This is a genomic window from Nocardiopsis sp. CA-288880 (assembly GCF_050955985.1).
In the GTDB taxonomy this organism is placed as follows: domain Bacteria; phylum Actinomycetota; class Actinomycetes; order Streptosporangiales; family Streptosporangiaceae; genus Nocardiopsis; species Nocardiopsis tropica.
The window spans coordinates 107065-120856 of the sequence record NZ_CP192105.1 but is presented as its reverse complement, the minus strand read 5'-3'; the positions used below and the strand labels follow the sequence as shown (position 1 = coordinate 120856).

General features: G+C 72.3%; 11 protein-coding genes and 1 tRNA gene. 7 read left to right on the top strand and 5 right to left on the bottom strand.

Annotation, left to right across the window (positions count from 1 at the left end; translation table 11 throughout):
- Positions 1–92 precede the first annotated feature (92 nt).
- The gene (locus ACQPYD_RS00570; protein ID WP_433699302.1) at positions 93–908 is read left to right on the top strand and encodes an oxygenase MpaB family protein; all 816 of its coding nucleotides are present in this window, start codon (positions 93–95) and stop codon (positions 906–908) included.
- Here ACQPYD_RS00570 and ACQPYD_RS00565 read toward each other — a convergent pair.
- Both ACQPYD_RS00565 and ACQPYD_RS00560 read right to left on the bottom strand, forming a co-directional pair.
- Positions 901–3888 carry a BTAD domain-containing putative transcriptional regulator gene (locus ACQPYD_RS00565; protein ID WP_433699301.1) on the bottom strand — a complete coding sequence of 996 codons (2988 nt, stop codon included), beginning with the start codon at positions 3886–3888 and terminating at the stop codon, positions 901–903. The genes ACQPYD_RS00570 and ACQPYD_RS00565 overlap by 8 nt on opposite strands.
- Positions 3889–4017: 129 nt before the next feature.
- Entirely contained in the window at positions 4018–4188 is a 171-nt protein-coding gene (locus tag ACQPYD_RS00560) for a hypothetical protein (protein ID WP_433702205.1), read from the bottom strand.
- 861 nt (positions 4189–5049) lie between these two features.
- Here ACQPYD_RS00560 and ACQPYD_RS00555 point away from each other — a divergent pair.
- The 3 genes from ACQPYD_RS00555 to ACQPYD_RS00545 all read left to right on the top strand — a co-directional run bounded on the left by ACQPYD_RS00555 (position 5050) and on the right by ACQPYD_RS00545 (position 7075).
- A complete protein-coding gene (locus tag ACQPYD_RS00555; RefSeq protein WP_433701908.1) occupies positions 5050–5562 on the top strand; it encodes an NUDIX hydrolase in 513 nt (170 codons plus the stop codon).
- 187 nt (positions 5563–5749) lie between these two features.
- The gene (locus tag ACQPYD_RS00550; protein ID WP_267950203.1) at positions 5750–6184 is read left to right on the top strand and encodes a hypothetical protein; all 435 of its coding nucleotides are present in this window, start codon (positions 5750–5752) and stop codon (positions 6182–6184) included.
- An 87-nt stretch (positions 6185–6271) separates the two neighbouring features.
- The gene (locus tag ACQPYD_RS00545) at positions 6272–7075 is read left to right on the top strand and encodes a DUF2786 domain-containing protein (RefSeq protein WP_433701907.1); all 804 of its coding nucleotides are present in this window, start codon (positions 6272–6274) and stop codon (positions 7073–7075) included.
- Positions 7076–7286: 211 nt separating this feature from the next.
- Here the strand turns inward: ACQPYD_RS00545 and dnaN are convergent, their stop codons facing one another.
- Positions 7287–8429 (bottom strand): DNA polymerase III subunit beta, encoded by a 1143-nt coding sequence (gene dnaN, locus ACQPYD_RS00540; RefSeq protein WP_433701906.1) that lies wholly within the window; start codon positions 8427–8429, stop codon positions 7287–7289.
- A 323-nt stretch (positions 8430–8752) separates the two neighbouring features.
- Here dnaN and ACQPYD_RS00535 point away from each other — a divergent pair.
- Positions 8753–8841 (top strand) — tRNA-Ser (locus ACQPYD_RS00535).
- A 317-nt stretch (positions 8842–9158) separates the two neighbouring features.
- Positions 9159–9470, top strand: a complete 312-nt coding sequence (locus tag ACQPYD_RS00530) for a hypothetical protein (RefSeq protein WP_433699300.1) — start codon at positions 9159–9161, stop codon at positions 9468–9470.
- Between the two features lie 65 nt (positions 9471–9535).
- On the opposite strand, the gene ACQPYD_RS00525 is transcribed toward ACQPYD_RS00530, so the two are convergent.
- Both ACQPYD_RS00525 and ACQPYD_RS00520 read right to left on the bottom strand, forming a co-directional pair.
- On the bottom strand, positions 9536–10465 hold the full coding sequence (locus ACQPYD_RS00525; RefSeq protein ID WP_433699299.1) for a universal stress protein: 930 nt from the start codon (positions 10463–10465) through the stop codon (positions 9536–9538).
- Positions 10466–10734: 269 nt separating this feature from the next.
- Positions 10735–12615 (bottom strand): AAA family ATPase, encoded by a 1881-nt coding sequence (locus ACQPYD_RS00520; protein ID WP_433699298.1) that lies wholly within the window; start codon positions 12613–12615, stop codon positions 10735–10737.
- A 181-nt stretch (positions 12616–12796) separates the two neighbouring features.
- Here ACQPYD_RS00520 and ACQPYD_RS00515 point away from each other — a divergent pair, with 181 nt between their 5' ends.
- On the top strand, positions 12797–13771 hold the full coding sequence (locus tag ACQPYD_RS00515; RefSeq protein WP_433699297.1) for an NAD(P)H-quinone oxidoreductase: 975 nt from the start codon (positions 12797–12799) through the stop codon (positions 13769–13771).
- The last annotated feature ends 21 nt before the right edge of the window (positions 13772–13792 follow it).

Sequence of the window (13792 nt, the reverse complement as noted above, 5' to 3'; positions counted from 1 at the left end):
CCTGCCGCCCCGGCCGCGGACCGGGGCGTACCGCCGGGCGACCGGACGCGCGTCCCGCACGGGGCACGGCCCGTTGTCGTACCATCCGAGGCATGGGCCGATCATCCGATGAGACACCCCTGCGCCGGGTCGGCGGGGAGGCGTGCGCGCTCGGCGGCGCGGGCTACGCCGTGCTGCTCCAGATCGCCCACCCCAGCGTCGCCCGAGGGGTCCACGACCACAGCTCCTTCGCGTCCCGGCCGTTCGCCCGCCTGCTCGGCACGCTCTACTTCGTGTACGGCACGATCTACGGCACCGAGGAGGAGAAGCGGCGCCTGCACGCCATCGTACGCGCCATGCACCAGAAGGTGACCGGTCCCGGTTACCGGGCGCTCGACCACGACCTGCTGCTGTGGGTGGCCGCCACCCTGTTCCACTCCTCGTCCCGGCTGAACGCGATGGTCTTCGGGGAACTCGGCGCGGAGGAGTACGCCGCCTTCCTCCGCGAGGCGTCGGCGTTCGCCACCGCGCTGGGCCTGCCGGAGGAGGAGTGGCCCGCCACCCCGGCGGAGTTCGACGCCTACTGGGAGGCGGGCATGCGCGCTCTCCGCGTGGGAGAGGAGGCACGGAGCATCACCCGGGAGCTCTTCCACCCCGCCTCCGCGCCCCTGCGCCCGCTGATGAGGGCCCAGCTGCTGCTGACCGGCGGGCTGCTCCCCCCGGACCTGCGCGAGCAGTTCCGCATCCCGTGGTCGGACGCGCGGCAGCGCCGCTTCGACCGGGTCGTGAGGGTGGCCCGGGCGGTGTACCCCCGGGTGCCCCGGCCCGTGCGCTTCCTGCCCGTCACCCTGTCCCTGTGGTCCATGCGCCGCAGCGGCGGGTGGCTGAGGCCGCGCCGTGCGCGGGGGCTCCGGAGGATCGTCAGCTGAGGGTCTCGGAGAGGGCCGCGAGGGCCTCCCGCGCCTGCTCCGCCTCGGGCAGGCCCAGCCGCGTGAAGATCTCCTCGGCCTCCCGCAGGAGCGCGTGGGCCCGGTCCGGGGGCACCGCGGGGGCGGGCAGCCCGCCCAGGGCGAGGGCGGCGCAGGCGATCGTGTGCGTCTCGTTCCTGTCGACGGCGACGGCCCGCGACCTCTCCAGCTCGACGGCCGCCTCCTCCGGCCGACCCGCGACCGCGTAGGTGACGCCGAGGTCGTGGAGGATCTCGGCGTCGCCGCTGTGGTCGCCGGACTTCTCCGCGAGGGCCAGGGCCTCCGTGTGGGACTCGATCGCCTCGTCCCAGCACTCCGCCGCCCGGTAGGCCCGGCCGAGGGAGTTGCGAACGAAGATCTGATGGGCGACCAGGCGCAGCCGCAGGGAGAGTTCGAGCGCCTCGTTGAGGTCCCGGAAGGCGAGCTCCAGTTCGCCCAGGCCGGTCCTGGCCTCCCCGATCACGCGTTTGGCCACCACCCGCGTCTCGGCCTGGTCCTCCTCCACCGACTTGAGGATCGCCTGCTCGGCGCAGCGGATCGCCTCCCGGTGGTCCCCGAGCGTCTGGCGCAGTACGGCCAGGTTCCCCCACTGGAGGGCCTCGATCCGGTCGTTGCCGAGCTCCGAGGCGTAGTCCAGGACCCCCTGGATGGCCGCGGCCGAGTCCGCGAAGCGGCCCATCCGCTCGTAGACCATGCCGAGGTTTCCCAGGGCGCGGATGATGCCCCTCCGGTCCCCCACCGACTCCAGCAGGCCGTGCGCCTCGGTGAGGTAGGCCATGGCCTCCTCGAAGCGCCCGGAGATGTAGTGGGCGATCCCCAGGCCGATGAGGGTCACGGCACGGCCGCGCTGGTTGCCCTGCTTGCTGTTGATCTGGAGAGCGCGCTCGTGCGAGCTGACCAGCAGGCCCATCTCACCGTGGAGGGCGTAGAAGCGCCACACGGCCTCGGCCATCTTCCAGGCGCGGTCCTCGTTGTCCTTGGAGGCGAAGTACTCGATGGTGTCGGCGAGGTTCTCCTGGTGGAGGGAGAACCAGCCCTCCGCGTCCTCCCGTCCGCCGAGGTCCGTGCGGTATCCGGGGCGCTCGTCCTCGGCCGCGTCCCGCACGCGCGGCCCCAGGAGGGAGGCCGCGTGCTGCGCCGTCACCAGGTAGTACTCGGCCAGGCGGGCCCTGGACCGATCCGCCGTGGCCCCGTCGAACTCCGAGGTCGCCCTGTCCAGGGCGAACTCCCTGATCAGGTCGTGCATCCGGTAGACGTCGCCCTGCGGCTCGTCGAGCAGGCACATCCCGACGAGTTCCTGGAGGATGTCGTCGGCGTCCTCCACCGTCATGTCCAGAAGCGCGGAGGCCCCGGCCAGGTCGATGGTGCTCCCGATCATCAGGCCCAGGGTGAGGAAGGCGTGGCGCTGCCCGGGGTTGAGGCTCTGGTAGGAGAGGTCGATGGCGGCCTCGACGCTCTGGCCCTCGACCTGGAGCTCACGGAACTTGCGGTTCTGCTCGCCCAGCCTCCTGGCCACGTGCAGGAAGGACCACTTCGGCCGGCTGAGCATCCGGCCGGCGATGACCCTGAGCGCCAGGGGGAGGCCTCCGCAGATGCGGACGATCTCCCGGGCCTGCTCCGGCTCGCGCCGGACGCGCTCCTCGCCCAGGATGCGGCCGAAGAGCTCCAGCGACGACTCCTCGTCGAACATGCCGAGGGAGAGGAACCGGGCGCCGCTGAGACCGGAGAGCTCGTTGCGGGTGGTGATCAGCGTGAGGGCCCCCGGCGAGGACAGCAGCAGGGGGCTGACCTGCGCGTAGCTCGCCGCGTTGTCCAGGATGAGCAGCGCCTTGCGGCCCATGAGGGTCGCCCGCCAGAGGGCCGAACGCTCGTCGAGCGACTCGGGCACCGCGTCGGGCTCGACGCCGACCGCGCGCAGGAGGGCCCCGAGGGCCGAGGAGGGGTCCAGGGGCTCCTTGTTCGAGGTGTAGCCGTACAGGTCGAGGAACAGTTGGCCGTCGGTATAACGTTTCGCGGCTTCGTAACCGAAACGGACGGCGGTGGTGGTCTTCCCCTCGCCGCCGGCTCCGGTGATGACGCAGACCTTGGCCCTCCCGTCGCCGGTGACGGCCATCTCCTCGAGCTGGCGCAGGGGGCCCTGCCGCCCGGTGAAGTCGGGGAGGTCGCGGGGGAGGTCGTTGCGGACCAGGTAACGAAACCCTGATTCCGTTGGCGCTCCGGCCGTCGTCTCCTCCCGATCGGCGTCCTCCTGGAGGATCCGGGCGTGGAGGGCGGTGAGCTCAGGACCCGGGTCGACCCCCAGTTCGTCGGCGAGCCGGGAGCGGAACTCCTCGTAGACGGCGAGCGCCCTGGCCCGCTCGTTGTCCCGCCACAGGGCGGTGATGAGCAGGTGGTGCAGGCGCTCGCGGAACGGCTCCTCGCTGACCAGGGGGGTCAGGCGGGAGGCCACCTCCGCGTGGCGGCCGAGCTCCAGGGAGCAGGTGGCCCAGCCGACGACGGCCGACCACCGCTCCTCGCGCAGGGGGGCGACCACGGAGTAGTCGAGGTACTCGGAACCGACCCCGGAGAAGGGCACCCCGCGCCAGCACGAGAGCGCCCGGTCGAGCAGGTCGGCCCTCTCCTGCGGCCCGGCCTTGGCCGCGGCGTCCCGGAGTCCCCGGAACCGGTGCAGGTCGACCGTGTCGGGGGCCACGTCCAGGGCGTAACCGCCCGAGGTGGTGGCGATGCTGTCGGGGAGGATGCGTCGGAGGTGGGAGATCTGGACCTGGATGACCGAACGCGCGGTACGCGGCGGGTCGTCGCTCCACAGGTAGCCGATCAGCTGGTCGACGGTGACCTCACGCCCGAGGTGGACCAGCAGGGCGCCCAGTACACAGCGCTGGCGCGGACCGCCGACCGGTATCGGTCGACCGCCGGACCAGACGGTGATGGGGCCAAGCACGCCGAATTCCACAAGCAGCAACCCTAGCAAGCGACATTGCGGAAAAACGGGATGCGGACATGCCAACGGCTCCGAGTACCCCCCTCCACCCAGGTACTCGGAGTGACCGCTGGACCACCCTGCCGGACGCTACTCGTCCTGGCTGGGCTTTTCCTGCTCGGGAGCACTCTCGACAGGCTTCTGCTCGACCGGGATCCTCTGTTCGGGGTCCGGCTCGCGCAGCGGATTCATCTTCGCCACAGGAGTCGCGTCGGCGATGATCGCCTCGAACCGCTCATCCACGGTCAACATCTCCGGCACGCGAACTCCTCTTCTCACCGCACTCGTGTAGAGCCGCAATGTGGCCCTACGTCGCCTGTGAAGCATCAAACGGACTCACCGCCCTCCGGCGGACCGGCCACCCGCGGCGAGTCCCGCCTCAGAACACACCACGGGTGGCATGTGTCCAACGAACGTCGCGCTGGTAGGCGACCATGAGCCGTCCTCTCATGGAGGCCTTCGCGTCGAACGAGTTCCACACTAGAGAGATCCTCTTCCACCGCGCTTTCAGTCTTCTTTCAGCGCCGGAATCGGTACGGGGTCGACCGTTGTTCGCATGCCGTTCACTCTTACCCCGTCCCACCGGATCCTCACCACCGCTTGGCCGGCTGCGGACCGCCGGCGCAGGGCGGAACCCCTCACACCGTGACGTCATGGCAGATGGGAGACCCTCGCCCCGGGGACGGAGGGAGGCCCACCTCCCCACGGGAAACCCCGCGACTTCCGCGACGCGTCCGGGTCCCCGCACTCGTGCCGAAAAGCACGAAAAAGCAAAAAACCCTACGGGGAAGGCGATACCGCTTCCGTATATGCTCCCGGTATCCCGATAACGGCATCGCCTCCATTCGTCTCCTCCGGGTCCGGCGCCGGTCCTTTGCGCCCGCGCCCCGCGGTCCGCCGCGGCCGCGCCCCCGGAACCCCCGGCTCCCCTCCGCCGCGCAAGCCGCCCGTCCTGGCGGCGGCGCGCGGGATCCGCCCCCTACAACGGAGAAGTGCTGCGGAGGCCTCCGGGCGGGCCATAGGTTCGGAGGAGCACGGGCATGATCGCCCGTGTCCGATCGTTGTGCACGGGAGGACGGACGTCACCCGTGGTCCGGAAGGGAAGCCGATGTGGAGGACGTGATGCTGGAGGGCGACGGAAACGGCTGGGTCAGTCTGCCCGACGGTTCCCGGCGGTGGGGGGTGTACGGCGCGGCCGGCCTGCTGCTGTACACCACCGACGTGGCCGGAACCGGCCACGTGCTGCTCCAGCACCGGGCCGGGTGGACGCACATGGGCGGGACCTGGGGCATCCCCGGAGGCGCAAGGAACAGGGACGAGACGCCGCTGGAGGCCGCCGTCCGGGAGTTCCGGGAGGAGATCGCCGGCGACCTGGGCGAGTACACCCTCGTGGGCGTCCACGAACAGGACCTCCAGGTGTGGCGCTACGACACCTTCCTGGCCAGGGTCGCGGAGATGACGCCGTTCCGGCCGGGCAACACCGAGAGCAAGGAGGTCCGGTGGGTTCCGGTGGACCGCCTGGAGGCGCTGCCCCTGCTGCCCGCGTTCCGCACCGCCTGGCCACGGTTGTCCGCGGACCTGTCGGCGTCCTCCGACGGGAGCCCCGGTGGTCCGGGCACTTCCGCGACCGGTTGATCGTTGCCCCTCCGAGGGCTCCCGTCACCCGGCGCCCTCGCTGTCGCGGATCCGGCGATGTGCCGGGGCGCGGACTCGGGGGTAAGTCAGGGACGGGCCCTGATGCGCGTGGAGCCCAGAGACAGCATGCTGGAGCGGACGGCCCGTCGAAGAGCGGTCGTCACGCGATTCGACTGGAGCAGTGGACATGACGCTGGAGCGCGGTAACGCATTCACTCCCGTCGCCTCGGCGACGATGATCTGGCCCTGGACCACCTCGGTCCTGGGGGGCGCGGCCGGTGGTGCCCTCTTCTTCCTGCTGAACCTGGGTGCCGGCGCCCTCTCGTCCGGGCTGACCGCCGCGGTGATCTTCTTCGCACTGATCGGCGGCGTCGGCGGTGTGATGCGCCAGAAGGCCGACCGCCGGGGCAGGCGCTACGCGGCCACCTACCCCTTCCGCTACGCCGCCGTGCCCGCCGCGGTCGGCGGTGCGGGCTACGCGATCGTCAGCTACGCGACCTCGATCCTGGCCGCCCCGATCGCCGGGCTGTTCGGCGCCCTGTTCGGCGGGTTGCTCGTCGCGGCGGCGATCTGGGTCACCGTCGGGCTCATCGCGATGGTGGTCGGGAACAAGAACGCCTAGGCTCGGTGTTTCCCGCCGGTGGCGGGAACTGGACACTCACCGACGGGAGACAACCGGGCGCCGATGACTGAAGCTGCTCGTCAGAAAATGGTCGAGCGGGTCCGAGGGCTCCTCCGCATGGCGGAGGACCCCTCGGTGACTGACGCCGAGAGCCAGGCGTTCACCGCCAAGGCCGCCGAGCTGATGACCCGCCACGCGATCGCGGAGGCCGAGGCCCGCGCCGAGAGGGGCGAGGAACCGGACGCGATCAGCCGCATGGACTACACCGTCGCAGGGGTGGGCGGCCACGGAAAGGCCCGGGTCCGGGCACTGGCCGACATCGCCGCCGCCTACGGCTGCCAGTCGGCGGTCAGAGGCAACAACTCCGAGAACACCGACCGCGTCATCATCCTGGTGGGGACGGTGAGCGCGCTGGACGCGCTGCGGATGCTGATGCCGTCGATCTCCATGCAGATGGAGTCGTCGGCCAAGTTCATGAGTTCGTCGCACGTGGCGGACATCCGCGAACTGCGCAACTACACCAGGTCGGAGCTGGAGACCGAACGCAAGCGCTACTACCGGTCGTTCGTGCGCGCCTACGGGCGTGCGGTCGCGGAACGCATTCGGGATTTCCGGGCGCGGTTGCAGGAAATGGCCGCTCCGGGGGGCTCCGACGGGTCCGGGGAGAGCGTCGACGCGGCCCGCGGAGCGGAACTGGTCCTGCTCAACGACGTGAACCGCGTGCGTGAGGAGTTCCAGAAGCAGTTCCCCCAGTTGCGCAAGCACCGGCCGGAGCGTACGCACAGCGCGGCGGGCTACCGCGCGGGGTACAGACGGGGACGCCAGGCCGAACTCGGGCTGGACACACCGGTGAGCCGCGGGGGGACGTCGACCCTGGCAGAGGGCGAATAGGGCTCGCCGCCCCACGTTGTCCACAGGCTGTGCACAGAACCGCCCCTCGTGATGTTTTCGCATGTCAAGGCAGAAATGCGAGAGTCCACCAGGGGTGGTTCGGGTGTTCTCCGCAGACGATTACCCCGGGTTATCCACAGGAAGTTCGCCTTCCTGTGGATAACTCTGTGGATAAGGCGCGGCCGATGTTGGAAAGGGCCTCGATCCCCGTTCAGGAGACCCGCAACGGTTGAACCAGATAGCGGAAGGACGGGTTCTCCCCCTCTCCGGCGGGAACGTCGGTGAACACGGCGGGTTTCGTCTGCTCGGTGAAGTTGAGGTACGCGGTGTCGGTCTCCACCGCCGTCAGACCGTCCATCAGGTAGTCGGGCCGGAAGGCCATGCGCAGCGGCTCCCCCTCGTAGGAAACCTCGATCGCCTCCACCGCCTGGGCGTCGTCCCCCGAACCCGCCTCCAGGAGGACCTCCCCCTCGGTGAACGCCAGCCTCAGCGGGGTGTTGCGGTCCGCGACCAGCGCCACCCGCTTGACCGCCTCCGCCAGAGGGCCGACCGCCACCTCGGCGCGGGCCGAGAACTCCTGCGGGAACCACGAGGCGTACTTGACGAAGTCGCTGTCGATCAGCCGGGTGGTGGTGCGGCGCTCACCGTTCCCGAAGCCGATCATCCCCTCCCCCGGCGACAGGCCCGCACCCCCGCCCGGCGTCCCCGAGGACAGGGCGATGTCCACGTCGGAGCGGTTGACCAGTCCGCGCACGGTGTCGTACAGGGTGCGCGCCGGCACCAGGGCTGCGGTGTCCACGCCCTGGTCGGAGGGGTTCCACCGCAGGTCGCGCACGGCGATGCGGTAGCGGTCGGTCGCGACCACGCTGAGGGAGTCGCCCGTGAAGTCGAGGTAGGCGCCCGTGAGCATGGGAAGCGTGTCGTCCCGGCTCGCGGCCGGGACCACCTGGCGCACGGCCGTGGTGAAGGCGTCCGCGGACACGGAGCCGATCAGGCCGGGCATGCCGGGCAGGGAGGGGTAGTCCTCCAGCGGCATGGTGATGAGGGTGAAGCGGGCGGCGCCGCCGACGACCCGCAGTTTGGCGCCGTCGGTGTCGATGTGCACCGAGCCCGGGGGGAGGTTGCGCACGATCTCGGCCAGGAGTCGGCCCGGGACGAGGGCTGCTCCGGACTCCTCGGAGAGGACGTCCACGGACGCGCGCGTGGAGACCTCGTAGTCGAACCCGGACAGGTGCAGCGCCGAGCCGTCCCCGGAGACCTCCATCCGGATCCCCGCGAGCACGGGCACCGCGGGACGGGTGGGCAGTGCCCTCGCGGTCCAGGCGACCGCCTCGGCGAACGCGTCGCGATCCACTCGCAGTTTCACGGGTCGGCCTCCTCGTAGGTGTCGTACAGCGTCAACCTACCCAGGGGTGCCGACAAGCGACCCGGCCCGTCGCCGGGGCGGACCTGTGGAGACCCCCGCCGGACCGTGCGGAAGGGGAGGCCGACCGAGCCCGGACCGGGGCGCCTCCGCCGTATCGGCGTTCGTGTCCGCCCTGCCCCTGAAGTCACTGCCGGGAGCCCCCAGGACCCCGCCCTCCCGCGCCGCCGACCGCCCCGGGACCGGAGCGGGAGATCCCCGCGAAGCCGCCCGTCCCCGTGGGCTACCATGACTGGCGGAGAGTCACTCTCCCGGGAGGGTTCGCATAGCGGCCGAGTGCAGTGCTCTTGAAAAGCACCAAGTCCTTGACGGGACTTCATGGGTTCAAATCCCATACCCTCCGCGGATTCCCCAGGTCAGAGGCCCAACGGGGAGACGGTGAAGGCCGGTGGCCCGGACGTGGCGCACACGCCCCGGGGCCACCGGCCTTCCGTGTGTCCGGGTCCGGCCACCGCGCCCGGCGCGGGGCGGAGCGGACCGGAAGGGACCCTGTCGACGTGTCGACAGGTCGACGGGAGGTCGGCCTCCTGAAGGGGAGGCCCTCACTCCGCGCGGACAACGACGCAGCCGGACAAATCCTTGGACAGGCCGCGGGCCGGTCGAGCATGCTGCCTCACGGACGGTGCACCCGGCCGACCGCCCCCGACCCACGGAGGACTCATGGCATTGGTACGCAAGGGCTCACGCCGTATCAGCGTGGACGGCACGGACTACCGCTGGCGCGTGCGCCGCAGGCCGACCTATGCGCAGGCCGTGGGCGAGAGCCCCATGACCTTCGCGGCGGAGCTCGCGGACTCCCCCGGACGGGTGCTCGTCGTCGCGACGCCGCATCCGCATCCGGGCCACTACGGGGTGGGTCCCGACGCGGTCGTCCCCGTCACCCCGGCCGTGGTCGCGACCGCGATCCGCCGGGCGAGGGAGGAGGGGTGGAGCCCTTCCTCTCCCGGCTCCCCCCACCACCTGGCACTCTGAGGCCGTCCCCGTCGGAGCACCTGGGGCGCCGCGGGCCCCGGGCGCCGGCCCCGGGGCCCGCCGCCCTATTCGTCCTCGTCGGCGTGCCTGGGGAGGACGACCACCGGGATCCTGGAACGGTGCAGCACGCCCTGGCTGACCGAGCCCAGGAGCAGGCCGCGCACGGTGCCCCGGCCCCGCGAGCCCACCACGACGGCGTCCGCGCCCTCGGCGGCCTCCAGGATCGCGCTCACCGGGCTGTTCTGGGTCCGCACCACGCTGACCTCGACGCCGAGGTCCTCGCGCCTCTCGTCGACGACCTCGGCGAGCAGGCCGGCCACCAGTTCCTCGGACTGCCTCTCGAACAGGTCCTCCTGCGGCTGGTACCCGGCGGCGGTCATCGCGACCGGGTCGTAGGGGTAGGGAACCTCCCAGCTGTGGACCACGACCAGTTCGGCGCCGCTCTCGGCCGCCAGGTCGTAGGCGAGGCCGAGGGCTCGGCGCGCGGTCTCGGAGCCGTCGACACCGACCACGATCCGGTCCATCGACGTGGTCGCGGGCTTGCCCTTGCGCGAGGGGACCACCGCGACCGGACACGGCGCGTGGGCGGCCACCCGGACGCTGACCGAGCCCACGAACATCGACTTGAAGGTGCCCATCCCCCGGGTGCCGACCACGATCAGGTCGTGGGGGTGGCTCTGCCGGATGACGGCCAGCGGCGCCTCCTCCATCGCGGTCACGGCCTCCGTGACCACGGTCGGCCGGAGCTCGCGGACGTGTGCCTCCGCCTCGCCCAGCACACCGGTGGCCTGGCCGTGGATCTCCGGCGTGGGCTCGAACCGCGCGGCGCCCCCGTGGGCCGACACGATCAGCGGCATCCCCAGGGCGTGCACGATGCGGAGCGGGGCGTCCCGCCGGGCGGCCTCCGCCGCCGCCCACTCCAACGCCGCCCGGGAGCCGTCCGATCCGTCGATCCCCACGACGACCCGGGCCGGGCGCACCTCTTTGCCTGCCATAGTTCCCCCTTAGCACTGCGACAGCACTGCGGACCATCTTCGTCGAGTAGACCAGCGCCCCGCCGGAACGGCGCAGGCCGAAGGTCGCCGTTCCGTCCGACCTACGGCCCCGGCGCGCCTGCCCGGGACCGGCCCGGAACGGCGGCCGGCGGCCCGGCGCGGCACCGCGGAGCACCTGGTGCCCGGATTCCCTCCCCACCATTGTCCGGAAGCGGGTCCCGTAAACCGGAGAGGCGCCCTCCGCGCGTTGTGTCCCGTCCCGACCGTCCTCACCCGCGCCAGGCGAACGCCTCCCCGACCGACGCCGCCAACTGCAGGTAGGCGTCCCGCGTCCCCGGGGCGAGCTGGTCGAGGTCGACCTCGGCGCCCTCCTCGAGGTGGCCGTCCCAGGGCACCCGGACCACGTCGCGGCACCTGCTCGCGAAATGGCCCTCCAGACGGTTGAGGTCGACACTGCTCTTGCTGTTGGACCGCACCATCGACAGCACCACGACGGCACCGCGCACGAGCGGTCCGTGGCCGTGCGCCTCCAGCCAGTCCAGGGTGGCGCTGGCGCTGCGGGCCCCGTCCACGGAGGCGGAGCTGACCAGGACCACCTGGTCGGCGAGCCCGAGCACCCCGCGCATCGCCGAGTGCAGGAGGCCGGTGCCGCAGTCGGTGATGCAGATGGAGTAGAAGTGCTCGACTATCCGGGCCACCTCGCGGTAGTCGCCGTCGCTGAACGCCTCGGAGACGGCGGGGTCGCGGTCGGAGGCGAGGATCTCCAGGCGGCTGGGCGACTGGGACGTGAACCCGCGGATGTCGGCGTAGCGCGACACGAGGTGGCGCTCGTTGAGCAGGTCGCGGATGGTCGCGGCGGTCTCCAGCCGCACCTTGTCCGACAGCGTGCCGCGGTCGGGGTTGGCGTCCACGGCGAGGACCCGGTCGCCGCGCAGCGAGGCCAGGGTCGCGCCCAGCGCGACCGTGGTGGTGGTCTTGCCCACCCCTCCCTTGAGGCTGAGCACCGCCACCCGGTGGTGCCCGGTCGCGACGGGGGTGCAGGCGCGGGCCACCAGTTCGCGCCGGCGCAGGACCTTGGCGGACTCCCCCGGGTTGACGAGGCCGAGGGTGGCGGAGTGCACGGCGCGGCGCCAGCCGCCGCTCGGCCCCTGGCGCCGGTTGCGCACCAGCGTGGCCGCGTTGAGGGCGTCGGCGGTCTCCCCCTCCTGGTCGGGGCGCCTCTGGACCTGCTGCCCGGAGGGACGCGCGGGCACGGGCGCGAGTCCGGCCCGCGGGCCGGTGAGCGTGGGCGGGGGTTCGGGGCCGCGGCGCGGCAGCGGCTCGGACCGCCCCGGGCCGGAGTCGGAGGGACCCGCCCCCGCGGGGCGGAGGGGGTCGGTGCGCTCGTCGTCCGCCCACGGGCCCGCCGCCGGCCCGGGTCCGGGGGCCGGCTCCGGGGTACGCGTCGGCCCCGAACCGGCTCCGAACCCGTCGGCCCCGCGTCCCGGCGCCGGTCGCTCGTCCGGTGCGGAGTCCGGTCCCGGGGTCCCGCCCGGCTCCGGTCCCGGACCCGCACCGGTTTCCGGGCCGTCCTCAGCGCCCGCCCCGGAGGGGGCCGGGCGTTCGGTGTCGAGCGGCGGGAGCTGCTCGGGCTCGGGGACGTCGGAGTCGCCCCGGAGCCTGCGCGGTGCGAGGGGATCCGGTCCGCCTCCGCCCGGACGGGCGGGCCTCTGGGGTCGCTGGGGCCGTTGGGGTCGCTGCGGCCGCCGGACCGCGCCAGGCAGGAGCCGGACCGTGGAGCTCCGCGTCTCGTCGTCGGAGTCAGCGGTGTCCTCCGGGGCCTCGGGGCGTTCCGGGGCACCGGGGCCGCCCGGACCGTCGTCCTCGTCCGGCGGCGGCGCCTGGTAGCCGGTCCCCGGCAGCGGGGGAGGCGCGTCCTCGGGCAGCCGGGCGTAGGGGGGCGGGGGCGGGGCCGCCCCCTCGAACCCGCCGAACCACTGCTCCCTCGGCGTGGGCGCGGGCGGCTCCGAGGCGGCTTCGGCGGACGGTTCGCCGGTCCCCTCGGCGACCCCGTCCGTGCCCTCCCAGAGGGACTCGGTCCTCTCCTCGGCCTCCGAACCCGTACCCGCCTCGGAGCTGCGACCCGTCCCATGCTGTTCCTGGTGTGCCACCGGAGTTCTCCTGCTTGAAGGGGGTGTGCTGTGAAGGAAGGGACACTCCACAAGGGAGAGGCGGGATCCGCTTCCTGGTGTCACTCATACCCGCCCCACCCCAGGGAAGCATCCCCCGGGGGTCGGTGGACAGGGCAATCCGTAGCACCGTCCCTGAACCTCCCCGGGTACTGTCTGGCTCATGCACGCGATCCGTATCACCGCAGCGGGAGGACCCGAGGTCCTCGCCTGGTCAGAGGTTCCCGACCCCGTCGCAGGAGAGGGGGAGGTCCTGGTGGACGTGGCCGCCGGCGCGGTCAACCGCGCCGACGTCGCGCAACGGCAGGGCACCTACCCGCCCCCGCCCGGCGCCTCCGAGTACCCGGGCCTGGAGTGCTCGGGCACCGTGGCCGCGCTCGGCCCCGGCACCGAGGACTCCGGATGGTCCGTGGGCGACCCCGTGTGCGCCCTCCTGTCCGGGGGCGGCTACGCGGAGAAGGTGGCCGTCCCCGTGGGGCAGCTGCTCCCCGTGCCCGAGGGCGTGGGCCTGGTCGAGGCCGCCGCCCTGCCCGAGGTGGCCGCCACGGTGTGGTCCAACCTCGTGATGGTCGGCGGGCTGCGCGCGGGGGAGACCGTCCTCGTGCACGGCGGGGGCAGCGGCATCGGCACCTTCGCCGTCCAGTTCGCCCGGGCCCTGGGCGCCCGCGTGGCGGTCACCGCGGGCAGCGAGGAGAAGCTGGCCCGCTGCCGCGAGCTGGGCGCCGAGATCACGATCAACTACCGGACCGAGGACTTCGCCGAGCGCATGCGCGAGGAGGGCGGCGCCGACCTCGTCCTCGACATCATGGGCGGCTCCTACCTCGACGCGAACCTGCGTTCGCTGGCGACGAACGGCCGCATCACGATGATCGCCCTGATGGGAGGCCGCCGCGCCGAGGCCGATCTGGGGCGTATGCTCGCGAAAAGGCTCTCCGTACACGCGACGACGCTCCGCTCCCGTCCCCTGGACGAGAAGGCGGCCATCGTCGCGGGAGTACTGGAGCAGGTGTGGCCGTTGGTAGAACAAGGAGCCATCCGCCCCGTCGTGGACCGTTCTGTACCGATGCGGAACGCGGCGGAGGCGCATCGCGTCATGGAATCGAGCGCGCACACCGGAAAGATTCTCCTCACCCTCTGACGGCGTGCCGGTACATCCACG

Bases quoted from the DNA above. Each gene is read 5' to 3' on its own strand.
- ACQPYD_RS00555 (WP_433701908.1), top strand. From the start codon at position 5,050: ATGCTGGAGGGCGACGGAAACGGCTGGGTCAGTCTGCCCGACGGTTCC.
- ACQPYD_RS00525 (WP_433699299.1), bottom strand. From the start codon at position 10,465: ATGGCAGGCAAAGAGGTGCGCCCGGCCCGGGTCGTCGTGGGGATCGAC.
- ACQPYD_RS00570 (WP_433699302.1), top strand. From the start codon at position 93: ATGGGCCGATCATCCGATGAGACACCCCTGCGCCGGGTCGGCGGGGAG.
- ACQPYD_RS00515 (WP_433699297.1), top strand. From the start codon at position 12,797: ATGCACGCGATCCGTATCACCGCAGCGGGAGGACCCGAGGTCCTCGCC.
- ACQPYD_RS00530 (WP_433699300.1), top strand. From the start codon at position 9,159: ATGGCATTGGTACGCAAGGGCTCACGCCGTATCAGCGTGGACGGCACG.
- ACQPYD_RS00550 (WP_267950203.1), top strand. From the start codon at position 5,750: ATGACGCTGGAGCGCGGTAACGCATTCACTCCCGTCGCCTCGGCGACG.
- ACQPYD_RS00545 (WP_433701907.1), top strand. From the start codon at position 6,272: ATGGTCGAGCGGGTCCGAGGGCTCCTCCGCATGGCGGAGGACCCCTCG.